This window comes from Streptomyces sp. f51 (assembly GCF_037940415.1).
Taxonomy (GTDB): Bacteria; Actinomycetota; Actinomycetes; order Streptomycetales; family Streptomycetaceae; genus Streptomyces.
The window spans coordinates 4,227,553-4,251,763 of sequence record NZ_CP149798.1 but is presented as its reverse complement, the minus strand read 5'-3'; the positions used below and the strand labels follow the sequence as shown (position 1 = coordinate 4,251,763).

25 protein-coding genes are annotated in these 24,211 nt (G+C 70.9%); 9 read left to right on the top strand and 16 right to left on the bottom strand.

What is annotated here, in order from left to right; translation table 11 throughout:
- Nucleotides 1-50 precede the first annotated feature (50 nt).
- Genes WJM95_RS18595 through WJM95_RS18585 form a run of 3 tightly spaced genes read right to left on the bottom strand, consistent with a single transcriptional unit; the run spans nt 51 to nt 3,799 of the window.
- The gene (locus WJM95_RS18595) at nt 51-1,235 is read right to left on the bottom strand and encodes an acyltransferase (RefSeq protein WP_339130842.1); all 1,185 of its coding nucleotides are present in this window, start codon (nt 1,233-1,235) and stop codon (nt 51-53) included.
- Nucleotides 1,236-3,440, bottom strand: a complete 2,205-nt coding sequence (locus WJM95_RS18590) for a glycosyltransferase (RefSeq protein WP_339130841.1) — start codon at nt 3,438-3,440, stop codon at nt 1,236-1,238. It abuts the gene before it with no gap.
- Nucleotides 3,437-3,799: a hypothetical protein gene (locus tag WJM95_RS18585; protein WP_339130840.1), complete on the bottom strand. Its 363-nt coding sequence runs from the start codon at nt 3,797-3,799 to the stop codon at nt 3,437-3,439. Before WJM95_RS18585 ends, WJM95_RS18590 begins: the two co-directional genes overlap by 4 nt.
- Nucleotides 3,800-4,107: 308 nt before the next feature.
- Between WJM95_RS18585 and WJM95_RS18580 the strand changes: the two genes are divergently transcribed.
- Entirely contained in the window at nt 4,108-5,136 is a 1,029-nt protein-coding gene (locus WJM95_RS18580; protein ID WP_339130839.1) for a chitinase, read from the top strand.
- Between the two features lie 278 nt (nt 5,137-5,414).
- Here WJM95_RS18580 and WJM95_RS18575 read toward each other — a convergent pair whose 3' ends face one another.
- The 4 genes from WJM95_RS18575 to WJM95_RS18560 all read right to left on the bottom strand — a co-directional run bounded on the left by WJM95_RS18575 (nt 5,415) and on the right by WJM95_RS18560 (nt 11,267).
- A complete protein-coding gene (locus WJM95_RS18575) occupies nt 5,415-6,014 on the bottom strand; it encodes a hypothetical protein (protein WP_339130838.1) in 600 nt (199 codons plus the stop codon).
- A 7-nt stretch (nt 6,015-6,021) separates the two neighbouring features.
- Nucleotides 6,022-7,221, bottom strand: coding sequence for a cyclic dehypoxanthinyl futalosine synthase (gene mqnC, locus WJM95_RS18570; RefSeq protein ID WP_339130837.1), 1,200 nt, complete (start codon nt 7,219-7,221; stop codon nt 6,022-6,024).
- Nucleotides 7,222-7,365: 144 nt separating this feature from the next.
- Nucleotides 7,366-8,103 carry an A24 family peptidase gene (locus WJM95_RS18565; RefSeq protein ID WP_339130836.1) on the bottom strand — a complete coding sequence of 246 codons (738 nt, stop codon included), beginning with the start codon at nt 8,101-8,103 and terminating at the stop codon, nt 7,366-7,368.
- A gap of 131 nt (nt 8,104-8,234) precedes the next feature.
- A complete protein-coding gene (locus WJM95_RS18560) occupies nt 8,235-11,267 on the bottom strand; it encodes a BTAD domain-containing putative transcriptional regulator (RefSeq protein WP_339130835.1) in 3,033 nt (1,010 codons plus the stop codon).
- 465 nt (nt 11,268-11,732) lie between these two features.
- Here WJM95_RS18560 and WJM95_RS18555 point away from each other — a divergent pair, with 465 nt between their 5' ends.
- The 8 genes from WJM95_RS18555 (at nt 11,733) to WJM95_RS18520 (ending at nt 16,947) form a co-directional block, all read left to right on the top strand.
- A complete protein-coding gene (locus WJM95_RS18555) occupies nt 11,733-12,584 on the top strand; it encodes a helix-turn-helix transcriptional regulator (RefSeq protein ID WP_339130834.1) in 852 nt (283 codons plus the stop codon).
- Between the two features lie 9 nt (nt 12,585-12,593).
- On the top strand, nt 12,594-12,797 hold the full coding sequence (locus WJM95_RS18550; protein WP_339130833.1) for a DUF397 domain-containing protein: 204 nt from the start codon (nt 12,594-12,596) through the stop codon (nt 12,795-12,797).
- 105 nt (nt 12,798-12,902) lie between these two features.
- Complete coding sequence (locus WJM95_RS18545; protein ID WP_339130832.1) at nt 12,903-14,492, top strand: putative adhesin; 1,590 nt, start codon at nt 12,903-12,905, stop codon at nt 14,490-14,492.
- A gap of 13 nt (nt 14,493-14,505) precedes the next feature.
- Nucleotides 14,506-14,922, top strand: coding sequence for a DUF4279 domain-containing protein (locus tag WJM95_RS18540; RefSeq protein WP_339130831.1), 417 nt, complete (start codon nt 14,506-14,508; stop codon nt 14,920-14,922).
- A 9-nt stretch (nt 14,923-14,931) separates the two neighbouring features.
- On the top strand, nt 14,932-15,393 hold the full coding sequence (locus tag WJM95_RS18535) for a DUF4279 domain-containing protein (RefSeq protein WP_339130830.1): 462 nt from the start codon (nt 14,932-14,934) through the stop codon (nt 15,391-15,393).
- A gap of 16 nt (nt 15,394-15,409) precedes the next feature.
- Entirely contained in the window at nt 15,410-16,054 is a 645-nt protein-coding gene (locus tag WJM95_RS18530) for a hypothetical protein (protein WP_339130829.1), read from the top strand.
- Between the two features lie 34 nt (nt 16,055-16,088).
- A complete protein-coding gene (locus WJM95_RS18525; RefSeq protein ID WP_339130828.1) occupies nt 16,089-16,442 on the top strand; it encodes a hypothetical protein in 354 nt (117 codons plus the stop codon).
- A gap of 103 nt (nt 16,443-16,545) precedes the next feature.
- Nucleotides 16,546-16,947, top strand: a complete 402-nt coding sequence (locus WJM95_RS18520; protein WP_339130827.1) for a hypothetical protein — start codon at nt 16,546-16,548, stop codon at nt 16,945-16,947.
- 91 nt (nt 16,948-17,038) lie between these two features.
- Here the strand turns inward: WJM95_RS18520 and WJM95_RS18515 are convergent, their stop codons facing one another.
- The 9 genes from WJM95_RS18515 to WJM95_RS18475 form a co-directional block, all read right to left on the bottom strand.
- Nucleotides 17,039-17,506 carry a pilus assembly protein TadG-related protein gene (locus tag WJM95_RS18515; RefSeq protein WP_339130826.1) on the bottom strand — a complete coding sequence of 156 codons (468 nt, stop codon included), beginning with the start codon at nt 17,504-17,506 and terminating at the stop codon, nt 17,039-17,041.
- Nucleotides 17,503-17,928 carry a TadE/TadG family type IV pilus assembly protein gene (locus WJM95_RS18510; RefSeq protein ID WP_339135665.1) on the bottom strand — a complete coding sequence of 142 codons (426 nt, stop codon included), beginning with the start codon at nt 17,926-17,928 and terminating at the stop codon, nt 17,503-17,505. Before WJM95_RS18510 ends, WJM95_RS18515 begins: the two co-directional genes overlap by 4 nt.
- 20 nt (nt 17,929-17,948) lie before the next feature.
- On the bottom strand, nt 17,949-18,410 hold the full coding sequence (locus WJM95_RS18505) for a TadE family protein (protein ID WP_339130825.1): 462 nt from the start codon (nt 18,408-18,410) through the stop codon (nt 17,949-17,951).
- A 12-nt stretch (nt 18,411-18,422) separates the two neighbouring features.
- Nucleotides 18,423-18,674: a hypothetical protein gene (locus WJM95_RS18500; protein WP_328554088.1), complete on the bottom strand. Its 252-nt coding sequence runs from the start codon at nt 18,672-18,674 to the stop codon at nt 18,423-18,425.
- Nucleotides 18,675-18,739: 65 nt separating this feature from the next.
- A complete protein-coding gene (locus WJM95_RS18495; protein WP_339130824.1) occupies nt 18,740-19,663 on the bottom strand; it encodes a type II secretion system F family protein in 924 nt (307 codons plus the stop codon).
- Nucleotides 19,660-20,589 carry a type II secretion system F family protein gene (locus WJM95_RS18490; protein ID WP_339135663.1) on the bottom strand — a complete coding sequence of 310 codons (930 nt, stop codon included), beginning with the start codon at nt 20,587-20,589 and terminating at the stop codon, nt 19,660-19,662. Before WJM95_RS18490 ends, WJM95_RS18495 begins: the two co-directional genes overlap by 4 nt.
- Nucleotides 20,590-20,714: 125 nt before the next feature.
- Nucleotides 20,715-22,025, bottom strand: coding sequence for an ATPase, T2SS/T4P/T4SS family (locus WJM95_RS18485; RefSeq protein WP_339130823.1), 1,311 nt, complete (start codon nt 22,023-22,025; stop codon nt 20,715-20,717).
- Complete coding sequence (locus tag WJM95_RS18480; protein WP_339130822.1) at nt 22,022-22,882, bottom strand: hypothetical protein; 861 nt, start codon at nt 22,880-22,882, stop codon at nt 22,022-22,024. The genes WJM95_RS18485 and WJM95_RS18480 overlap by 4 nt, the downstream gene beginning before the upstream one ends.
- Nucleotides 22,883-22,902: 20 nt before the next feature.
- Nucleotides 22,903-23,637 carry a hypothetical protein gene (locus WJM95_RS18475; protein ID WP_339130821.1) on the bottom strand — a complete coding sequence of 245 codons (735 nt, stop codon included), beginning with the start codon at nt 23,635-23,637 and terminating at the stop codon, nt 22,903-22,905.
- Nucleotides 23,638-24,211: the final 574 nt, after the last annotated feature.

Sequence of the window (24,211 nt, the reverse complement as noted above, 5' to 3'; positions counted from 1 at the left end):
TGTACGCGTCCGCGCACGGCCAACCGGGGCCAGATTCACCCTTCGAGCCGCTACGGCAGCAGCCGGGGCCTCTTCCGCGCGGCCACGTCCTCGACCCAGCCGAACAGGGGGATCGCCGTCCAGATCAGCACCCATCCGACGGCGAACAGGAACCACTGGCTCTCCAGGGGCAGCCACTTCTCGAACGCCGGCACCTGCCAGAACCGGTCGATCAGCGGGACGGCCAGGATCAGCGCGATCTCGTGCCAGAGGTAGATCGTCACCGCGCGCGCGTTGAAGACCGTCACCGTCCGGTCGAGCCGCCTGAAGCGGGCCAGCCAGGCGAAGTCGACGCCGTTGTACGCCTTGAAGTACATCAGCGGCGTCACGAAGCCCGCCGACCAGAAGGCCTGGGCGAGGGGGTTCTCGTCGAGGTCGTACGTGCCGTACTCCGACCGGTGCGCGAGGGCGTACCAGCCGCCGTACGCGAGGGCGGCGATCGAGCCGAGGACGACCACGGCCGGCCTCAGCCGCTGGAGCACCCCCTCGCGGTGGGCGAAGCCGAGCAGCCAGCAGGCGAGATAGGTGGCGAGGTCCGTGAGGGCGCTGCCGAAGCGGTCGTACGACGGCTGCCATCCGTAACGGAAGACCACGATCGGGACGAGCGAGAGGAGCAGCACCGGCACCGGGGCCCTGCGGAAGATCTTCAGCAGCAGGGGGGAGAGCAGCACGAACCAGAGGTACGTCCGCAGGTACCAGAGGATCTCCCAGGCCTGCACGCCCCACTGGTCGCCCGGAGGGTCGCCGACCGGGACGACCCAGAACACGATCTGCCAGCCCGGCATCCAGCCGTGGATCAGCATGGCCGGCACGACGAAGACGCCCCAGAACCAGAACGGCGGCAGCAGTCGCCGCATCCGGCTCCGGACCACCTCGAAGGCGGGACGCTCCAGGGAGCGGGCCATCAGGGTGCCGGCGAGCGCGAACATCACGCCCATCGAGGGGAAGACGAGGCCGGCCCAGGCCCAGCCGAAGGTGTGGTAGGCCACGACACGGACCAGGGCGATGGCACGAAGGGCGTCGAAGTACCGGTCGCGGCCCCCCGATCCACCTTCCGGGGCCGCGGGGGCCCTGTGGGTCGCCGGGGCCCTGTGGGTCGGACGGGCCCTGTGGGTCGGACGGGCCCTGTGGGTCGCGGGGGCCCTGTGGGTCGCGGGGGCCCTCGGCGTCCCGTGGGGAGTCGGCTCCCGGCTCATCTAGTTCACTCCTGCCGGGGTTCCGACCTCGCCCGTGCGTTTGAGCTTCTGCCAGCGGAGGCGGCCGCCGGTCAGGGCCGTGACGCAGGAGTGGATCAGAACCAGGTACATCATCTGGCGGTAGGCGAGTTGCTGGAGCGGCAGCATCGCGAGGTAGCGGTACTTCTCCCGGTCGAGACGGAACGCGTAGGCGGCGCAGACCAGTTGGACCGCGAGGACGGCGAGCCAGGCGAGCAGCGCGGCCCGGAAGTCCACGAAGAGCATCGAGTAGGCGGTGAACACGTCGATGAGCGGGGCGAACACCGGCGTGACGATCTGGAAGAGCACCACCAGCGGCATGCCCACGCGCCCGAAGCGCCCCGAAGGGCCCCTGTCCGTCAGGGACTTGCGGTGCTTCCACAGCGCCTGCATGGTGCCGTACGACCAGCGGTAGCGCTGCGACCACAGCTGTTTGAACGAACCGGGCGCCTCCGTCCAGGCCTTGGCGTGCTCCTCGTAGACGACCCGCCATCCCGCGCGGTGCAGGGCGATGGTGATGTCGGTGTCCTCGGCGAGCGTGTCCTCGCTCATGCCGCCGGCCTCCAGGACCGCGTCCCGGCGGAACGCGCCGATGGCGCCGGGGATGGTGGGCATGCAGCGCAGCAGGTCGTACATGCGGCGGTCGAGGTTGAAGCCCATCACGTACTCGATGTGCTGCCAGGCGCCGATCATGGTGGTGCGGTTGCCGACCTTGGCGTTGCCCGCGACCGCCCCGATCCCCGGGTCGGCGAAGGGCTGTACGAGCCGGCGCACGGCGTCCGGTTCGAAGACGGTGTCGCCGTCCATCATCACGACGATGTCGTGACGGGCGTTGCGGACACCGTTGTTGAGGGCGGCGGGCTTGCCTGCGTTCTCCTGCCGGAGGACCCGGACGTTCGGCATGCCGAGCGACTGCGCTATCCCGGCCGTGCCGTCCTCGGAACCGTCGTCGACGACGATGATCTCGATCGGATGCGTGCTCCTCGCCAGCGAGTTCAGGGTGTTGGCGATGCATTCCTTCTCGTTGTACGCGGGCACGATCACGGTCACCGGCCGGGTGACCGCAGGCCCCCAGCTGAACGTCCCGCCCCGGCGGCGTCCGCGGTTGCGCTGCCGGTGGTGGCGGCGGGCGAGGACCAGCATCATCGCGAACCGGCCCATGACGGCGACGCCGACGACGAGGAGGAACCAGGACAGCGCCGGTACGACCCATTCGGCGACCGCCACGGCGCAGACGAGCGCCTCGCCCTCGTAGAGGGTCGCGCCGGTGGCCTTCCGCTGGGCGGCCTGAGCGACACGGTTCGCCCCGAGCATGGCCTGGGCGCCGCTGACGGTGGTGAAGGTGTAGCCCTTCGCCTTCATCTTCCTGATGTACGAGCCGAGCGCGGCGATCGTCTGCGAGCGGTCGCCGCCCGCGTCGTGCATGAGGACGATGGCGCCCTCGTCGTTCTTGGGCGTCGCCCACCGGACGATCTTCGAGACACCCGGCTTCTTCCAGTCGTCGCTGTCGGTGTCGACGAAGACGCTGGTGTAGCCGAGGCCGCCGAGTTCCTTGTAGACGGGCCAGCTGTAGTTGTCGACGGCGCTGATCTCCGACGAGTACGGGGCACGGAACAGCGTGGTGGTGATCCCGGCCGCGCCCGCGAGGGCCAACTGCGTCTGCTTCAGCTCGCGTTGAAGACGTGCGGTGCTCTGGTAGGAGAGGTCGACATGGGTGAAGGTGTGGATGCCGACCTCGTTGCCCTGGTCGACGAGGGTCTTCACCACGTCCGGGTAGCGGGAGACCATCGAGCCGACCATGAAGAAGGTGCCCTCGACGTCGTTCTCCTCCAGGACCTTGAGGACCTGGGGCGTCCAGTTCGCGGTCGGCCCGTCGTCGAAGGTCAGCACGATCGTCTTCCTCGGCACGGACTGCGTCCTCGCGGTGCCGCCCGCGAACGTCAGGATGGGTCCGCCGTCGAGGATCTTCTGAGGGACCTCGTCGTAGGCCGCGCCGTCGCGGACCCGGGCGTCGTTGCCGATCTCGGACCGCAGATAGCCGTCGAGCAGCATCACGCTGACGAGCGCCAGCAGGAGCAACAGGGCGAGGACGACACGGGGTTTCTGAAGCGCCGCGGCCTTTCCGGCGGCCCGCTCCATCCTGGAGGGGGCGCGCCTGCGGCCACGCGTGGGGCTGGTGGTGGTCATGGGAGCGTGTGCTCCCCGTCGCCGGCGGCGGCTCCGCCTCGCGGCCCGCCGTAGCCCGCGCCGTAGCCCGCGGCGGGGGTTGGACCGTAGCCCGCGGCAGGGGCCGAACCGGCCCGGCCGCCGTCGAAGGGGAGGAGCGAGGACGGGGTGAGCGAGGTGCCCCAGCCCATGAAGGCCATTCCGAGCACGACCGCGTAGCCGAGGCAGACGACGCCGACGAGCATGCCGATTCTGCTCAGCAGGCGGGCGCGGCGCCCGGAGCTGTCGACGAACACGGGGCCGTCCACGGCCGCGCTGCCGCGTTTGCGGCGACGGCCACGCACCTGGGCTGGGTTTTCGATGGCGGACTCGGATTGCATTCCGCAGACGGTAGGGCGCGTTTATGTGCCGGAAACTCCGAATTCCGTGTGAACGGCCCATGAGGGATGCCTCAGCCTGTAGTTTCCCTATGAGAATCAGGGAAGGCCCACGCGACTCGGACCCGAAGCGCATGAGGCATTTGCACCGTTCGAGGGCCCGTATCACCCCGTTTGTCGGCGTGGACTCCCCCGATTTCCCTGTGCGATCTCCATTCGGTAATCCGTTCCGGGTGTGACACATTCCCAGTCGGGAAACGACCGTTTGTTTCCGTCCTGAGACAGACATCACGAGAGCGGGTGCGTGCACAATGCGGAGTTTCCTGAAGCAGGCCACGGGGCTTCTGTGCCTGGCGGTCCTGGCCTGCACGGGGTGCTCCTCGGGCGGCGGCGCGTCCGGCCCGGCGTCCGCGGGAACCGGCCGGACCACGGCGGCGGCTCCGAACCAGGGCGCGTCCTCGGCCACCTCGTACGCCCCCTACGTGAGCGCCACGACCGCCGCCGGAACCGACACCGCGGGGTCGCCGGCCACGTACAACCTGGCCTTCGTCATCTCGGACGGCAGTGGCTGCACACCGAAGTGGGACGGCATGTACGCGATCGGGGACACGGCCGTGAAGTCCCGTGTCTCGGCGCTCGCCAAGTCCGGCGCCGGGGTTCGGGTGTCGTTCGGCGGCGCGTCCGGCAAGGAACTGGCCTCGGCCTGCGACAGCGCGAGCGACCTCGCCGCCGCCTACGGCGCGGCACTGGACGCCGTCGGCTCCACCCGGGCGGACTTCGACATCGAGGGAACCGAGTTGAGCGACTCCGCCTCGGTCGCGCTGCGCTCCGAGGCCATCGCTCTGCTCCAGAGGAAGCGCCCCGGGCTGACGGTCTCATTCACCCTGCCCGTGATGCCGTCCGGCCTCGACTCCGACGGACTGGCCCTCCTGGAGTCCGCCAACGACCACTCCGTGGACGTCTCCACGGTCAACATCATGACCATGAACTACGGCAGTTCGTACGCCGGAGACATGGGCGCCTACGCGATCACGTCCGCCGAGGCGGCCCACGGTCAGCTGAAGAAGGTGTTCGGGCTGTCTGACGCCGCCGCCTGGCAGGGGCTCGCGCTCACCTCGATGATCGGCGTCAACGACGTGGGCAACGAGACGTTCGGGCTCGCGGACGCGGCGCAGGTGAGGGCGTTCGCCGAGAAGAAGGGCGTGGCCTGGGTGTCGATGTGGTCGACGTTCCGGGACCGGCAGTGCGAGAAGGGCAGCGCCACCGCGGGCGACGCGGCGACCGATTGCAGCGGCGTGAAGCAGCGTTCGGGCGCCTTCGCGCGGGCGTTCACGGGCTGAGGCCGCGGCCCGCGCGGTGATCGGCGCAGGGGCGGCGGGGTGATCGGCGCGAGGCCGACGGAACCGTCGGTCCGGCGCAGTGGTCGGCGCGAGACCGGCGCAGTGATCGGTGCGAGGCCGGCGCAGTGATCGGTGCGAGGCCGGCGCAGTGGTCCGCGCGAGGCCGGCGCAGTGGTCCGCGCGAGGCCGGCGCAGTGGTCGGCGCGAGGCCGGCGCAGTGGTCGGCGCGAGGCCGGCGGAACCGTCGGTGCGGTATGAAGGCCGAGCCGGCTCCGTGGTCAGCGGCCTCGGTACACCAGTCGCCCGCCGATCACCGTCGCCACGCAGGTCCCCGCACCGCGCCTGACCAGTTCGGCAGGGTCCGCGACGTCGAACACGGCGAACCGGGCGGGGCCGCCCGGCGCCAGCGCCGGCAGCAGGATCAGCGGGGCGGGGGACAGCGCGGGCGGCCCCGGGAGCCGGTCGGGACGCCGTCCCACCGCGAGTCCGGCCCTGCGCACCGCGTCGGCCACGGAGCGCGACCGCAGTTCGCCGGCCACCGCCACCGTGCCGTGCGCCAGCATCCGCTGGATCCCGCGCCGCGCGCTCGCGCCGAGGCGTGTGGGGTCCGCGCGGAAGATCCGCTTGGCCCGTTCCCCGCCGATGGGCTCGGTGCCGAAGCCCTCGGCCTCGCGCGGGTCCGGGTGGTACGTGGCCTCCAGGAGCTCGGGGCCGTACGGGTTCAGCAGCCCCGGCGTCAGGATGCCGGGCCAGCGCCGGACCTTGGCGCTCGGGTGGGCGGCGGCCAGATCCTCGTAGGGGCCGATGGCGGCCACGACCGCGCCGTCGACCAGGACCGCTGTCCCGGCCGACTCCTCGGCAACGTGAAGTGTCGTCATGGCGCGGCTAGTTGGAGGCCAGCAGCTTCAGCTCGGGGTGCGCCGTGCCGCCCTCGATCGCCGTCGAGGAGATGTGGGACATGACGCGCTCGTCCACCGGGTCGTTCGCCGGGTCGCCGTGGACGACGATGTGCTCGTACGTCGTGGTCCGCTGGGCGGGGACCCGGTCCGCCTTGCGGATCAGGTCGATGATCTCCATGCGGTTGGAGCGGTGCTTGGCGCCGGCGGAGGAGACGACGTTCTCCTCCAGCATGATCGAGCCGAGGTCGTCCGCGCCGTAGTGCAGGGAGAGCTGGCCGACCTCCTTGCCGGTGGTCAGCCAGGAGCCCTGGATGTGCGCCACGTTGTCCAGGAACAGACGCGCGATCGCGATCATCCGCAGGTACTCGAAGAGCGTCGCCTGAGTACGGCCCTTCAGGTGGTTGTTCTCGGGCTGGTAGGTGTACGGGATGAACGCGCGGAAGCCGCCCGTCCGGTCCTGTACGTCACGGATCATCCGCAGGTGCTCGATGCGCTCGGCGTTGGTCTCGCCGGTACCCATCAGCATGGTGGACGTCGACTCGACGCCCAGCCCGTGCGCGATCTCCATGATCTCCAGCCAGCGCTCGCCACTCTCCTTGAGCGGGGCGATCGCCTTGCGCGGGCGGGCCGGGAGCAGTTCGGCGCCCGCACCGGCGAAGGAGTCGAGACCGGCCGCGTGGATCCGCTGAATGGCCTCCTCGACGCTCACCTTGGAGATGCGGGCCATGTGCTCGACCTCGGAGGCACCGAGGGAGTGGATGACCAGCTCGGGGTAGGCGCCCTTGATCGCGGCGAAGTGCTTCTCGTAGTACTCGACGCCGTAGTCCGGGTGGTGTCCGCCCTGGAACATGATCTGCGTGCCGCCGAGTTCGACGGTCTCCGCGCAGCGGCGCAGGATGTCGTCGAGGTCGCGCGTCCAGCCCTTGGCGGTGTCCTTGGGGGCCGCGTAGAAGGCGCAGAACTTGCACGCCGTGACGCACACGTTCGTGTAGTTGATGTTGCGCTCGATGATGTACGTCGCGATGTGCTCCGTACCCGCGTACCTGCGGCGGCGTACGGCGTCGGCGGCGGCGCCGAGCGCGTGCAGCGGGGCATCGCGGTAGAGGACGAGCGCCTCCTCCGGGGTGATCCGCCCACCCTCTGCGGCACGGTCCAGCACGGACTGAAGGTCGGCCTTCTCGGTCACCGGGAGCGTCCCTTTCGTAAGGGTTGTGGACAGACTCAACCACCCTACGCCAGCTCACCGCAGCGGCCGACGCCAGCCCACCGACACCGGCCCGCCGACCCGGCCCGGCCCGCGGGTGACCCGGCCCGCCGACCCGGACGGGCGTCAGGCCGCGTAGGCCCCGATCAGCAGGCCCATGTACGCCCCGGCGATCAGGAACGGGCCGAACGGGATCGACGTCCTGCGCCCCGCACGCCGCGCGATCACCAGCGCCAGCCCGTACAGCCCGCCGAACAGGAACCCGGCGAAGGTGCCCAGGACGACCACGCTCCACCCGTACCAGCCGAGCACCGCGCCGAGACCGAGGGCGAGTTTCACGTCGCCGAAGCCCATGCCGTTCGGGTTGACGAGGAAAAGCACGAAGAACGCGCCGCCGAGCACGAGCGCCCCCAGGAGCGCCGTCAGCCACTCCCCCGCGTGTTCGGGCAGCAGGGCGGCCGCCCCCAGCAGTACCAGCGCCGCCGCCGCGAGCGGCAGGGTCAGCGGGTCCGGCAGCCGCTGCACCCGGAAGTCCACCACCGCGAGCAGAACGCCCAGCGGCGCGAGCAGCAGCCAGACGCCCAGCTCGGGACGTGTACCGGTGGCGAGGGCGAGCCCCGCGCAGAGCAGGGCGGTGACCGGCGCGACGAGGAGGACGCTGGGGCCGTAACGGGTTCCGCCCGGGGATCGGGCCGGCCCGAGCCATCCGCGCGCGGCCCCGGTGATCGGCCGCCCTTCGGGACAGCGGTCCCGCCACGGCTCGTCCGGGTCGACGGCGAAGCGGTAGGCGGGCCGGGGCACCAGAAGCCCCGCCGCCGCGCCCCACAGCGCGGCGGCGACGACGACCCAGAGATCGAGATCCACACGTTCCCCCAAGAGTCCGGTGTACCGGCCGGGCCGGGCGGTGAGTCGCACCGTCCGGCGGAGAGTGGCCGGTGAGTCGCGCCGTCCGGACGCGTGAGCGGCCGGGGTGCGGTCGGGCCAAGGGCCGAGCGTCAGCTCACCGCCGCCGTTCCGCTTCGCCAGGTCGGCAGGAGTTCGTCGAGCAGCGCCTCCGTCCGGGGCGGCAGCCCCCGGGCGCCGCTGCGGGCCACCAGGTCCGCGGCGAGCCGCTTCACCCTGCCCTCGTCCCCGGTCGCGTGCGTCGCGCGCAGCAGTTCGTTCCACAGCCGCTCGTCCGCCGGCGCCGAGTTCATCGACGCGTCCAGGGCCTCGATCGCCTTCTCCGCCCGGTCCTTCTCCAGATGGAAGGCGGACAGCGCGAGCCCGATGTCCGCCACGAGCAGCGGCAGTTGGGCGTCGATGATCTCGTGGGTGAGCCAGCCGTAACGGCCTTCGGGACGGTCCGCGAGCAGCTGGCCGCGGACGAGGACGAGCGCGTCGGTGAGCAGGCGCCCGCGGACGACCCGGCTGTCGGCGCCCCTGCCCTGCGTCGCCTCGTGATAGAGCGAGCGCAGTACGTCCAGGTCCGAGACGACGGACTTGGCGAGCGTGAGCCGTCCGGTCGCGTCGACGCCGAGGCGGGGCGTGCCGTCGGGGTCGTCGCCGAGCCAGCCGCGCAGCCGCTCGACGAGCGCGTCGCGGACGTCGTCGGTGACTCCGCGCGGCCACAGCGCGGAGGACAGCACCCGCGGGTGCACTCCTTCACGGTGCAGCAGGAGCAGCGCCAGCGCCTCGTGCAGCAGCGGACTGCGCTCGCCCTCGGGCGTGTCCAGGCCGATGATCTCGTACGGGCCCACGAGCCGCGCGTACACGGCCGGCCGGCCCTGTTCGCTGATGTCGACGAGGAACGGCGGGGAGTCGGTCGGGTCGTCGGGCCCGCCCTCCGGGTCCGCCTCGACGAAGAGTTCCACGACCGCCCGCTGCTGGGCGACCGGCAGCAGCTGCGCGTCGAGTTCGAGGCCGAGGAGCGGCGCGAGCAGCCGCCCCTCGGAGGTGATCTCCATCTCCCAGGCCGCGCCGGGGAGTTCACCGGACTCGGTCCCGACGAGATAGCCGATGCCCAACCGACCGGCGTCCGCGGCGAGTTCGGCGAGCCTGAGGGCGTCGACCGGGGAGGGTTCGGCGGCCAGGAGGACCAGGTGTGGGGCCCAACGGGTGTGCTGGGCGGGCCCGGTGCGGCCGGTGAGCACGGAGTCGTGTCCGGCGGCGCCCAGCGCGCCGCGCCGCTGCCGCGTCTCGGCCTCCATGGTCTCGACGAGGGCCTCGACGCCGTCGAGGTGGCGCAGCCGGTTGGGCGCGAGCGGGGTCAGGTCCTCGCCGAAGCCGACGAGGGTGATCGTCATGCGGTCCGACCAGCCGTTGGTGGCCAGTTCGGCGGCGACGGAGGCGAAGACGCCCGCGCGGTCGGCCGCGCCGCCGCTCAGGGAGACGATGCCGGGCACGGCCTCCAGATTGAGCAGCAGCCGCGAGTCGTCCATGGTGCCGAGGCTGACGAGGCCCGGGTACGGGGCGGCGGTGTCGACCTCTTCGTACCGCTCGGCGTCCGCGCGTGTCAGCATCCAGAACGTCTGGTCCTGGCCGAGCCGCCACGGCGCGGGCGGCTTTCCTGCGGGCTGGGCGAGCTGGAGGTGCAGATCGCCGTTGCCGCCGAGCCAGGCCGCGTAGACGGTCGGCAGCGGGCGCGATTCGGCGGCCAGGGCGGCCGCGAGTCCGCGCAGCGACAGATCGAGGAGGCGTACGGCCTCGGGGTCGGCGCCGACGAGCAGCGCGTCCTGGGCGTCCGCGGCGGATCCCGTCGGGACCGGCGGCTCCATGCCGCGCCGCCCGCCGACCGCGCCGAGCGCCGATTGCCACAGGGCCTGACGGCGGCGCCGGCCGAGCGCGCCGAGGAGGCCCGCGGCGAGCAGGGGTGCGCCGAGGAGGGCGTCGGGCAGGCCGAAGGAGGAGCCGCTCCCCGCGGAGGCCGACCGCGTACCGTGTCCGTCGCGCGCGTTCACGGAGACCTCGTCGGAGGAGGCGCCCTCACGCTCCTGACCGTGCTCGCCGCCGACCCGCTGCTGGGGAACGCGGAACTGCGCGGTGTCCTGGTCGCTACGACCGCTCTGCTCGCCCTGCCCGCTCTGACTGCCCTGCCGGCCGTCCGCCTGCCGCTGGTCGCCGGTGTTCGCGTAGTCGTGGATCTGCTGCCGGACCTGCTCCGGGATCCCGGGCTTCGCGTCGGGCATCTCGACGAGCTCGCCGCCGTGGGCGTCGCCGGGCATCTCCATGATCCAGCCGGGCCTGATGAGACTGGCCTCGGACAGCTTGGACCCGTCGGGCTGCGTACGGTCCTTGTTGAGCTCGTAGATCTCCTTGTACCGGCGCCCGTCGCCGAGGTGGCGCTGCGCGATCTCCCAGAGCGAGTCGTGGTGGCGGCCCTCGGGGGGCTGGATCCGGTAGAACTTCGTGTCGCCGTGCCGGGCGGAGGCGCCGCCGTCCGCCTGGGACGCGGCCCGGGACGCGGCGTCGGCGGCCTGCTCGGCGACCGCGGCGGCGGCTCCGGCGGCGGCCCGCTCCTGCTGCGCGAACAGTCCGGGGGTCTGCTGGGCGGCGGCGACGGAGCCCTGCCGGCCGGCCTCCGGGCCGTGCCCGAGCTGGGAGAGCCCCGGGGTGAAGCTCGCGGCGGTGGCGCCGACGAGGAGCAGGGCCGCGACGAGCTGACGGGCCAGCAACTGGCTCGGCCCGGAACCCGGTACGCGGTTGGGCAGGCCGACACCGGACAGCGCGGCCTTCATCTCGACGAGGACGCACGCGGCGAACTGCGCCCACGCGAACCAGACGATGACGGTCAGCACATGGATGAACGTGCCGACGGTGATCTCCTGCTGGAGCCAGTCCAGCGAGGGAGCCCCGTGCGGCAGCGGGCGGCCCACGGCGACCACGAGCGCCGCGGGCACGCCGACGAGCAGCACCAGCAGGGCGGCGAACGCCCCGAACGCCTTCGCGAAGTCCCCGATCGTCCGGCGACGCCGGGGCAGGGGCTGCGGCGTCCGATTCCTCGGACCCGGCGAGCCGCCCGTCGGACTGGAGTTGGTGCGTCGGGCCATGGCGGGTGTCCTGGGGTCGTATGGGGAGGGCGCGAGTTCGGGGGTGAACCGAGCCTACTGAGAGTCTAAGGAGGGTGTCGAAGCCCGAACGGACGGCACCGCCACCACCCAACCCGTTCCCCCACCAACCGCCCGGGCCACCCGAGTTACCCCATCACCCTGCCCCCCGCCACCCACGTTGACCCCGCACACCTTTCACAACATCCACAAGAGGGTCTCGACAGCGGCGCCATGGTCCAGCTCCGCCCATGGCGATCGAGGGCGTTCTCCGGCGGCCGGCGCGACTGGCGCTGACGACCCGGACCTGTCGCCGGAAAACCCACACCAGGACATGGATTGGTTCCGTGCCTCTCAGAGTGACGCCTGGGTGACCGAACGTAGCCCTAACTCTTTAGATGCCTCGTGGCGGTCGCGTAATCTGCCCCCCGAACGTCACCTTCGTGGGTACGCCGAGAGGGGAAGCCGATGGCATTGAGGCGTGACCCGACAGCACGTCAGCTGCGGCTGGCGGCCGAACTGCGGCGGCTCCGGGAGGCGGCGGGGCTCGCGTCGCGGGAAGCGGCCACGCTCCTCGGCGTGAGCCCCGCGCAGATCAGCCAGATCGAAGCCGGCCTCGCGGGCGTGAGCGAGAAACGCTTACGCCGGCTCGCGGCACAGTACGTCTGCACGGACGAGGCGTTCGTGGAGGCCCTGGTCTCCATGGCCACCGACAGGACACGCGGGTGGTGGGAGCCGTACCGCGGCTCGCTGCCCACCCCGTTCCTCGACCTCGCCGAGCTGGAACACCACGCGACGTTCCTGCGGGACGTCCAGTTCCTCCACATCCCCGGCCTCCTCCAGACGGAGCGGTACGCGCGCGCGGTCTTCTCCTACCGGGTACCGGAACTTCCGCTCGACGAGGTGGAGTTGCGCGTGCAGCACCGCATGCAGCGCCAGGAACTGCTCGAAGGCCCCGCCCCCAAGCGGTACGACGGCATCGTGCACGAGGCCGCGCTGCGCATCATGGTCGGCGACCGTGCCACGTCCCGTGCCCAACTCACCCATGTGCTCGACCTCTGCGAGGCCGACCACATCACCGTGCGCGTCATCCCCTTCGACCTGGAGGGCTTCGGCGGCGCGGCGAGCGCCATGACCTACGCGGGAGGCACCGCGCCCAAGCTGGACACCGTCGTGCGCGACGCTCCCCAGGGCGCGGCGTTCATCGACTCCGAGGCCCAACTCAACGCGTATCGCACGCTCTTCCATAAAGTCGGGGACGTGTCGCTGGACTCCGACCGGTCCCGCGACTTCGTCCACAGGTTGACCAAGGAGCTGTGAGAGGCACCCATGACCACCCCTGACAACTGGCAGAAGTCGTCCTTCTCGGGGCCCGGCGACGGCGACTCCTGCGTCGAACTCGCCTCCACCCGCGCGGCCCTGCACCTCCGCGAATCCGACGACCCCGGCATCGTCCTGACCACCGCCCCCACCCCCGTCGGCCACCTCCTCCAGGCCATACGCACCGGGACGGTCGGCACACCCCGTACGTAACAGCCCCTCTACGCAGCCCTGTTCGGCGTTCCACTCGCAACGAGCGGCGCGATACGTTCACACGTACGTTCTGATGCAGAGGTTGCGGGTGTTACGGGGGAACACGTGTCGAACAGGCCGACGGACTGGCACATACTCGACCTGGACCAGGACCCGACGCCGGGCGACCCGCAACGCGTGCGCAAACTCGCGGCCTCGCTGCACGACTTCGCCGACGACGTCTCGGACATCCTGCGGGACGTCAAGGGGCTGGCCCACGACGACGCGGTCCTGAAGTGGGCGGGCAGGACGGCGGACTCCTTCGCCTCGGAGTTCGAGGACGTCCCCGGGCAGCTGAAGAAGCTCAAGAAGTCCTACGGCATCGCGGGCGACGCGCTCGCCTCGTACTGGCCCGACCTGGACGACGCCCAGCAGAAGGCGGACAGGGCGCTGCGCGACGGCCGCAAGGCCCGCCAGGACCTGTCCACGGCGAACACCGCGCTCTCCGGCGCCGACGACTGGGTGCACACGGCCACGGCGAAGGCCGACTCCTACGACCCGGCCAAGCATCCCGGCAAGGACGTGCCCCCGCCGGACGAGGCCGACGTCCGCCGCGCGACCCGGGACGCCCAGCACGCCAGGGAGCGGCAGACCGCCGCCCGCAAGGACGTGGACGACGCCCAGGGCCTGCTGGACGCGGCGAAGAAGCTGGCCGCACACGCGAAGGGGCTGCGCGAGGAGGCCGCCCGGCGCACGGTCAAGAAGCTGCACGAGGCGTCGGACGCCGGCATCCACAACCGCCACTGGTGGGAGGAGCCCCTCGACTGGGTCTCCGACCACTGGGACGAGATCGTCACGGTGTGCAAGTGGGTCGTGACGATCGTCGGCATCATCGTGATGATCGTGGGCGGCCCGCTGGGCTGGCTGGTCTTCGCGGCGGCTCTGGTCGTGCTCGCGGACACGGTGAGAAAGATGCTCAACGGCCAGGCGGGCTGGGGCGATCTGATCTTCGCGGTCCTCGACTGCATCCCCGCCACCAAGGGCTTCACGAGCATCGCCAAGATGGGCAAACTCTGGAAACTGGGCGGCCTGCGCGCCCTCGGCGGCGCCTTCACGAAGGGCATCGGCGGGGGGCTGAAGAATCTCGCGAACGGCGCCAGGAATCTCGGAGGCTCCGCACGAAACGTGTTCCGCGGATTCGACGGATCCTGGCTCGCCAGGATGTCGGCACGCGGATCCGGAAGCCCGCTGCCTTCTCCGGAGGCAATCAAGGACGCGCTACGCAACCTCGGCCCACAGCTCTCAAAAAAGACCTACACATCAGAACAGGGTCATTACTACGCGACTCGCGTATTCCAAGGCGGCAGAACCGACGAAACCGTTCTCGCGGGCCACGGCTTCCTGGAAGAGGGGGCCGGGACGTTCACCGTGCCCAAGGGCAGCTCGCTCTCCTTCTACGTGGACCACGGCGAACGCCTGCCGGGCCTCGACGGACTTGCGGTGGAGGCAGGCGTGTACCCGGGAAGTGCGCTGCACACGGCACATGAGGGCGACGTCGTACCCAACTACACACTGGCGGCACCCACAGGATCGATGGGCGGAAGTTTCAGCGTTTTCGAGAATTCGACGACCGTCGCAGAGCGCACGACTATATCCGACCTGCTCAAGCCTGGCATGGGGAATGTACACTGGGCGGCGTGCCGTGAAATCCTCTGAGGAGAAATACCAGATGGACTACACCCACAGCGAAGGACCCTGGGTCGAAACTGCTGTGAAACTGGTCGTCCGAAAGGCCGATCTGGACGCGGATTTCGTCTCGCGGACCCTCTCCCTGCCTCCGACGACGGTCCAGCACCCCGGAAGCGATCAGCCGGGTCGGGCTTCGTCCGACGACGGCCTCTGGATCCTCCAGGTTCACGAGAGGTCGCCGGGAGGAGTGGGGGACCAACTCCGAGCTCTCCTGGACAGGCTGGAACCTCGGTCCTCCTCCCTGGCCGAACTGGCCCTCCAGGGATACGACATCCGTCTCGACCTCTTCGGATTCGTCGGCCGCGGAGCCACGTTCGTACTGGACCCCGAGGTCGTTCGGAAGGCAGCCGCCCTCCGCGTTCCCGTCACAGTCACGACCAGCGTCAGCGATCGGTGAGGGCCCACCATGGAACTGTCCCCTTCGTGGGAAACCCCCCAGGTCGCCCTTCTCATCACCGGGCGGAACCTGAAACCGCACGACATCACCGCCGAGTTGGGCATCGCTCCCACCTTCGTCCGGGAGCCGGCCGCCGGTTCGTCGTTCCGTCCCGACGAGGGGTGCTGGGCACTCCAGGTCACCGGCTCGCCCGAGCGGGGATTCGAGGGACTCGTCGCCGAGTTGTCCGAGCTCGTCTCCCCCGCCCTGCAACGGATCCAGGACATCCGGCAGCGGGGGCACTCCGTGCAGCTCGACCTCAGCGGTCACGTCCGGAGCGGCTCCCGGGCCGTCCTCTCCCCTCAGGTTCTGGCGAACGCGGCCCGACTGGGGCTTCCTGTGTCCCTCACCACGGACGCCGATCCCCCCGCCCGGTCCGAGGATCTGCTGGACTGGCTGCCGGCCCCGGACGGATCGCACCGGGCTGTCTGAAGGAAGGCAACCGACCTTGACCACACGCTCCACCTCGCCGGAGAGCCCGGGTCTGTCCTCGGGCTTCTCCCTGTCCGTCCCGGACTCCTGGTGGGAGTTCGACATCCGTCCGGAAGGGCGGGACGCGACCGTCCGGGGCCTCGTCGACGAGCGGATCCGCGAGGTGCCCGAACTCGCGGAGTACCGCGGCGATCTGGCGGCCGTGCTGCGCAGGATGGCCAAGGACGCGTACGACTCCGGCGCCGTGTACATGGGCTGCATGGCCGAGAACTTCGAGGGCGTTCCGCTGACCGCGACCCTCACCGTGTCGGTGCTGGGCGCCCAGAACAAGCAGGGCGTGGCGCTGTCGACCGACCCGCGCGCGATCGCGGAGAGCCTGCGGACGGTCACGGCGCGCCGCGAGGGTGACGCCTGGCGCACGGTGACGACCGTCGACATCCCTCAAGTGGGCCTCGCCGCGCGCACGTTCGGCGTCGAGGACGTACCCGTCGCGCAGGGCGACACCCGTACCCTTCGCATGGTGCTGACCCAGACGTACATCCCGGTCCCGGGAACCACCGACAAGGTCGTTCTCGTCTCCGGAGCCAGCCCGGTGCTCGACCTGGCCGAGGCCTTCCACGACATCTTCGACGCGGTGACCGGCACGTTCCGGTTCGTCTGACCGGGACTTCGGGACTCCAGGAGGGGAAACCGGCATGGGTGGTGGCGGCAAGAGCGACCTCGCGCTCCCGCTGAGCGAGCTGGAGGACTACGGCGACCGGCTGCGGGACATCAAGACCCGGCTGAACCACACCAAGAAGCTCTTCGAGTCGTACAGGGACGACCTCGGCGACCACACCGTCCACGACGCCCTGGAGGACTTCGAGTCCGGCTGGGAGGACGGCCGCGAGGACATCGGCCAGTCCCTCGACGCCCTGGCGAAGATGTCCGACGCGGTGGTCCGGGAGTTCAAGAAACTCGACGACGAGCTGGCGAAGGAAGTCTCCGAGGGCGTGAAGACGCAGAAGCAGGGCGGGACGAATCAGCCGGACGGCAGACCGTCGCCGTGACGGCCGTTTCCGACGGCCCGGAGTGCGGCGGGCAGAGTGACGACCGGAGGTTCGACGCGTGACGTCGGCCTCCGAGAAACCAGGACGTGACCGAGGTACGGATGTGATCCGGCCCGTGGGGTTCTTCTCCGAGCTCGATCCCGGTTGGGGGCTCCCCCTCGGCGGACTCATGCGGGACTTCGTGCGTCCCGTCGGCGACCCGGACGAGGCGGAGGTCATCGGTTATCTCGGGCGGGGCGTCCGGATCTGGGCCGAGATGAGTGCGGGACCTGATGTCCTGGACCCCGACGCCGATGCCCCGGTCCTGTCCGGCATCGGGTCGCTCTGTACGGACGGGGTCTGGCTCTGGCGCCAGGATCTTCCGTACTACCTCTCCAAGTACCACCTCTCCCTGCCCGCGGACTTCCTCGCGCGGGTCAGGAAGGTCCGGTACGAAGTGCCGGAAGTGCCGGAGGCGAAGGTGAGGGAGATCCTCACGCGGGATCTCGGCGTCGTCATGGACTGAGCCTCCGGGCCCGGCGGTACGGCCGACCTGGCCAAGGGCGACGGCACCCCTGCCCGCCGACCGCCTCGGTGATCGCCGCCGGCACCAGGACTCAGCCCACCTCGTTCTCCGCCACCGCTCGTCCGTGGACCGTCACGTCTCCGCCGTAGAACATGCCCGTGAAGACCGGTGAATAGGTCAACTGGACCTCGACCTCGACCTGTTCGGCGTCGGCGCTCACACAGTGGGTCGCCGCGACGTCCGCGCCGGACATGCCCATCTCGCGGGCGAACGCCTTCACCCGGGCGCCGCAGTCCTCGAAGTTGATGGGAGCCGGGCCGTTCCGGTTCTCGTAGAGGGATTCGAGGTCGATGTCCTGGGCCGCGTAACGGGCCGCCTGTTCGGCGATGTCGGCCGCGCGCTCCCGCTTCGAGATGGACATCCCGCCGTCGATCACGAACGCCGAGAGCGACAGGAACACGAGCGCGAAGATGATCACCGCACCGGCGCCCGAGCCCCGGTCGTCGAGCCGCGCCCACCGCCGCGCTCCCCAGCCCCGTACCACGGACCCCGTCGTCATGCCGTCCTCCGGAACGGGTCGAGGGGAGAGCTGAACGACGACTCCAGGGTGGTCGGCACATCGAGGCCGATCATCGCGAGCCCCCGCACCGCGCAGCTCACCTCGACGGTGAACAGCGTGTCCGGCTCGAAGCCCGCGCTGGTCTGCGTCACGCTCACCGGGCCCGAGCAGACGTCCCCGAGGTCGGCCTCGGCGGCCTTCCGCGCCTCCGCCATGGCGGTCGCGTGGTCCTTCTGGATCGACCCGGCCCGCGCCGCGTCCCTGGCCGCGCCGTCCAACGCGCCGCGTCCGTTGACCAGTTGCCCGAACGCCACCAGCACCAGGATGAACAGGATCATCACCGGCGCGAGTATCACCACCTCGATGGTGGACAGCCCCCGGTCCCGGCCCGGCCGCCAGCAGATGCGGTCGCGGACGACCACGGACAGACCCCTCGCCCCCCTCACGGCCTCTCCTCCTTCACGAACCTCTCCACCGGCCCCGCCGACCGCGCGTGCACCGTCAGGTCCAGTCCGGGGAAGACCGCCGGCACCCTCGCCGTGATCTCGACGCCCACGGTGTCCGGCTCCGGCTGGAGCATCGTCACGTCGGGCGACAGCACCAGCTTCGGGCCGAGCTGGCGGATGTAGCTGTCGACCACGTCACCCGCCTCGCCCCGCCACGCGCCCGGCTGCGCGTCCGCGGTGGCGCGGGCCTTGCGGGCGCCCGCCTGGGCCGCCGCCTGGGCGACATGGTCCGCGAAGAAGTACAGCGCGAACTGCACGGTCGCGAAGATCATGAAGAAGAGCACCGGAGTGAGCAGCACGAACTCGATCGCGGTCATGCCGGAGTCACCGCGGGCGGAGGCTGCCTCCACCCTGCGGCGCACCCAGCGACGTACCGATCCGTCCTCGCGCACTCGCATCCCCGTACGAACTCAGCAGGTCTTGCCGGCGTCGGTGCCCCTGATGCAGTTGCCGACCTTGTTGGCGCCGTCGCTCAGCGCGGCGTTGATGATCGCGGCGACCACGCCGACGATCGCCACGACGACGGCGGAGATGATGACCCACTCGACCGCGGACGCACCCCGGTCGAGTTCGCCGGAGCGGGCACGCTGCACCCGCCCCTGGAGGAAGGTGATCAGGAAGTCCACCCCCGGGATCCCGGTGCTGAAGTTCCGTCCGTTCATGGTGAGTTGTCCTCTCGGAGGATGGTGGTGGCCGAAATCGGTGGCCCTGCGGGGGTGGCGGACGGTCAGACCTGGAACACGCGCATCGCCGCCGGGAAGATCAGGAAGACCAGGAAGCCCGCACACAGGAGCAGTTGGGCCACGAGCATCGACTGCGACTTCTCGCCGGCGCTGCCCTCGATCTCGGAGAGTTCGCGGTGGCGCATCGTCTCGGCACGCGAGGCCAGCGACTCGCGCACCTTGGCTCCGTCGTCCGCGACGAGCGCGAGCGAGGCGGACAGGTCCTTGAGCTCCTCGACCCCGAGTTCCTCGCCGAGCGAGCCGAGCGCCTGCCACTGGCTGATACCGGTGATCCGGGCGTCGGCGAGCGCGTTGCGGATCCGCTGCATGGCCCAGCCGTCGGAGATCTCCGCCGCGGCCATCAGCGCCTCGGGCAGACCCCGGCCACCGGCCAGGCTCATCGACACCAGGTCCAGATACGCGCCGATCACCCGCCGCAGGTCGCGCCGACGGTCCACGGCGTCCCGCCGTACCTCCAGATCGGGGAGGAAGAAGAAGACGGCCGCGAAGAGCAGCGCGAGCCAGACCGGGATGATCGGGCTGTGCCCGACACCGAGGGTCCAGACGACGGCGAAGAGGAACGGCCCGAAGAAGACGCCGGCCGCGGCCAGCAGCACCTTCGTCGCCAGGAACCTCTCCCAGCTCCGGTCCAGGACCGCCAGATCGGCGCGCAACGAGCGCTGCTCCCAGCCCTGCTGGAGATAGAGCTCGGCGACGTGTGCCCCGACCTGCGCCCGCAGACCGTCGAGGCGCCCGCCGTCCCGCTGTCCGTGGTGCGCGGACTCGTACGCCGCTCCGCGGGCCCGCATCGCGTCGATACGGGCGACCTGCGCGACGGCGCTGCGCCTCGACGGCATGAGCGCGCGGACGAGGGCGTAGACACCCAGGCCCAGCACGGCGCCGATCAGGACGGGCATGGTCAGGTTCATCGTCGTACCGCCTCATCCCCGGAAACCGGCGTACGGGGCCGCACGAACCGCACGGACGACTCGTCCCGTACCAGGAATCGCTCCGGCGTCTCGATCGTGGACAGCTTGCGCAGCCACCAGAAGCCGAGGCCGAACAGGCCGCAGACACACGTGAGTACGAGCTGGCCGACCGCCGTGCCGTACGGCTCGACGAAGTCACGGTTGAAGACCGACAGCCCGAGCACGAAGGCGACGGACACCGCGACGACGATCTGCACCGAGCGCCGGGTCGAGGCGCGCTGGGCCATCACGCGCTGACGCATGTCGACCTCCTCGCGCGCCGACTTGGCCAGCGCGCCGAGTACGTGACGCAGACCGGGGCCGCGCAGCCGCGCGTTGAGGATGAGCGCGGCCACGATGATGTCGGCGGACGCGTCGTCGATCTCGTCGGCCAGCTGCTGAAGGGCCTCGGGCAGCGGTGTCCTGGAACGCAGCCGGTCCACGAGCGCGTCGAGGTGCGGCCGCAGTACGGGGGCGGAGGCGCGCGCCGACGCGGGGATGGCCTGCTCCAGGCCGACGGCGCCGGCGATGGTGTCGCGCAGGGACTCCGTCCAGGACGCCAGGGCCTCGACCCGGCGCATCGCGGCCCGTTCCTCGGAGGCGCCGCCGAAGAGCTTGTCCCAGAAGAAGACCAGGATGCCGGCCGCGAGGCCGGCGACGGCCCAGCCGGTGAGGAGGAGGACGGCCAGACCGGCGATGGCGGCGATCGAGCCGCGCTGTCCGGCGAAGCGGATCAGTTCGCTCGCGCGCTCGCTCGCCTTCTGCTTCTCGTGCGCGGGTTTGGCGGGCAGTCCGCGCACGGCGACGGCGAACAGCGCGAGGCCGCCGCCGACGGCCACCCCGCACGCGAGCGCGTACAGCACGGGCAGGGAGAACAGTCCGCCCATGGAGCCGAGCGAGTCGAGAGCGGCGAGGGAGGTCGTGCCCGAGGGGCCGCCGGGGACGACGGCGGCTGCCGTGTGGGGCACCGCGGCCGCGGTCACCGGCGTCGTCGTTTCCTGGATCATCGTCGTCACCAATTCCCGCTGCCTGGCAGCCGGTAGCCGTGCGCGACGAGTTCGTCGAGGCAGGCGAGGGGGGCGTGCGGGACGATCCGGCCGTCCGGGGCCTCGGCGAACACCTCGCTGGACAGCACCCGTCCGTCGACACCGTTGACCTCGCGCACGGAGGTCACCATGCGCTGGAGCCGGCCGCCGGACTCGTAGTCGTTGCGCCGCTGGATGAAGACCACGAAGTTCACCGCGCCCGCGATGAGCATCTGGCTGGCCTCGATGGGGAGTCGCTCGGTCGCCTGCAACGCGTACGTGGAGATGCGGTTGAAGACCTCGCTGGAACTGTTCGCGTGAATCGTGGAGAGCGAGCCGTCGTTGCCCTGGGACATCGCGTTGAGCATCGTCACGATCTCGTCGCCGAGGACCTCGCCGACGATGACCCGCGAGGGGTTCATACGCAGCGACCGGCGCACCAGCTCGGCCATCGTGATGGAGCCCTGGCCTTCGGAGTTGGGCAGCCGCTCCTCGAACGCGACCACGTTCGGGTGCAGTTCGGGAAAGGTGTCGAGTCCGAGCTCCAGCGCGCGTTCGACGGTGATGAGCCGCTCGTACGGCGGGATCTCGTTGGCGAGGGCCCGCAGCAGGGTCGTCTTGCCGGCGTTGGTGGCTCCCGCGATCATGATGTTCTTGCGGGCCCGGACGGCGCAGGCGAGGAAGTGGGCGACCTCGGGGGTCAGGGTGCCGTTGCCGACGAGGTCGGACATGAAGACCTTGCCCAGGCGTGCGCGGCGGATCGACAGGGCCGGCCGGCGCGTCACGTCCATGACGGCGGAGAGCCGGGATCCGTCCGGCAGCCGCAGGTCGAGCTGGGGGTTCGCGGAGTCGAAGGGGCGGGAGGACAGTCCCGAGTACGCGCCGAGGACCTGGATGAGCTCGACGAGCTCCTCGTCGGTCTCGGCGACGGGGTCGCCCTTCGCCTCCCGGCCGTCGGCGTAGCCGATGAAGACCTCGTCGTACCCGTTGATGTCGATGTTCTCGACCTCCGGGTCGTCGAGCAGCGGCTGGAGCCGGCCGACGCCGAAGAGGGCGGCGTGGACGGCGGCCGCGTACTGCTCCTCGGTCTCCGCGTCGAGCGGGGTGCGGCCGAGGTTGATCTCGCCGCGCGCGTGGTCCTCGAGTATCTGGGCGATGACGGCGCGGGCGTAGTGCCGTTCGTCCTCGCCGGACATCGGGGTCACGCCGCGGACCTGGTCCTCGCGGCGCTGTTCGGAGATGCGGTCGCCGGCGTCCTGCCGGAACCGTTTGACCAGCTGGTGGTCGACGGCGGTCATCGGCCGGCTCCGGCGGCGGGCTGTCCGTGCCCGGGGTGGGGTCCGTCGACGGGTACGGACCAGGCGGCGCCGTACTGCTGGTACAGGTCCGCGGCGACCTTGCGGGCCGAGCGGATGAGCAGCGACTTGTCGAGGCGCCCGCGTCTGCGTCCGGCCAGCTGGGCCGCGCCCGCGGGGTCGTCGGCGATGGTTCCCACGACGGAGGCGCCGGTCCGGCCGGCCACCAGCATGTCGTTGACCTGGTGGACGAGCTTGGCGGAGTCGCCGGGGTCGGCGACGAGGACGACGCCGATGAACGGCGTGGCGAGACCTCCGGCGCCGCGCGGGCCGCCGTGCAGCTTGGCGGAGAGGGCGGCGGCACGGTCGCGGACGCGGGCGATGGCCTCCGGCTCGGTGCGGGAGAGCAGCAGCACGAGCGCGGCGTGCGGGAACAGTTCGGCCGCCGGGGTGTCCCCGCTGATCCGTCCGCAGTCGGCGATGACGTCCGCGGGCGCGTTCGGGGAGTCTCCGAGCTGCGCGAACGCCCGGCCCAGGGTGGGCCAGAGTCCGGAGAGACCGGCGGCCTGTTCGGCGATCCCGAGTCCGACGAGGACCTCGAGTCCGCCGCTGAGGGGCTGTACGTGGTCCCAGAGCTGGTCGGGGACCAGCCCGCGGCGTGCGGTGGCGGCGATCGACAGCATGCCGGTGTTCGGGTTCAGCGGGCCGCCGTGGGCGGCGGCGCTGCGGTACACGAGGTCGCCGCCGGCCGGGTCGGTCTCGGCGAGCAGGACCCTGCGGGGCCAGACCGCGGAGAGCGCCACCGCGGCGGTGGTGACTCCGGGGGAACCCTTGTCTGCGGCGAGGGCGATGAGCGCCATGTCCGTCTACTCACTCGCCTCTAGTTGCCGGGAACGATGACGAGGGCGACCTGGCCCGCCGAGGCCGCGTCGGCGACGGAGGCCGCCTGGCCGCTGTCCACGATCAGCGTGACCGGCAGGTTGGTGCTGCTGATCGTGCTGTCCTTCTGGTCCTGGACGTAACTGACCTTGGCCCGCTCGACGATGGGGCTGCCGTCCGTGTTCGAGGCGCCCGAATTGGCGGAGTTGGCCGAACCCGAGGAACCGTGGGAGCCGCTGGATCCGGTGTCGCCGACGCGATAGACGGCCACCGTGTCACCGGACTTGATGCCCGCGGGGTACTGGCCCTCCTTGAGGGAGACGCCCACGGAGGACTTGCCCGCGGGGAGCGTGGAGCCCGAGGTGAACATCTCGCCGATGACGACGGTTCCCCGGTAGATCGCGGACTTGGCCTTGAGCTTCTTGAGCTGCTCGACCTGGCTCCACGGGACGTAGTCGATGGAGGCGTCGTCCGCGACCAGCACGGAGGTCACGTGGCCGCGCACGGACTCACCGGCCTGGACGTCGCTCGTCACCTTCACGACCTCGACCCGGTCACCGGCGCGCAGCACCAGCATGGTGGCGCCGAGCGCGCCGACGAGGATGAGCAGCACGGCGAGGGCGGCCAGTGCGGGTTTGCGCTCGCGAGGCGGGGTGGGGAGACGCTCGCCCATCGCCGGGTGCGCAGCCGTGGCGGAACGGTTGTTGCCCGCCCCCGTACGCTCTTGGATCTTCACGCAACCGCTCCCCGTACACCCAAGAAAATGTCTGCCAATTCACGCGCCAAGTAGGACACTTCACCCGCGGTCCGCTCGGTTCCCCTGACGGGACGGGCGGTGCGACCTGGTCGAACTCCCGGCGCCGGGGCGAGTGTCGAGCCATGGCACCGTATCAGCCGCACATAGGCCCCTCAAGGCGCGCCAAGACTCCTGAACCACACCTGACTCGACGTTATCGACGCGCAACGAGGGCCGGTCGGTTCCGTGTTGGGCCCAGGTGTCCGACCTTTCCGCCGCCTGTGCGCGAGCGAATCACCGCCTTCAACCGGCGGCGCCGTCACGGGCCGTGCACGAGGCCTGCACGAGGTGCTCACGGGCGGGGCGGCCGAGGCGGTGGACGCACCACCCCCGCGGGTGGGGAGGAGACTTGACGGCCGGATCCCGCGACCGGACCGGACCGGCCTCCAAGTCGTCTCCCCGGACCTCGGACAGACGGTCTCCCCCGACGACGGCCTGCGGGTCCGCGGCTCTACGGCTCTACGGCTCTACGGCTCTGCGGCTCTGCGGCTCTGCGGCTCTGCGGCTCTGCGGC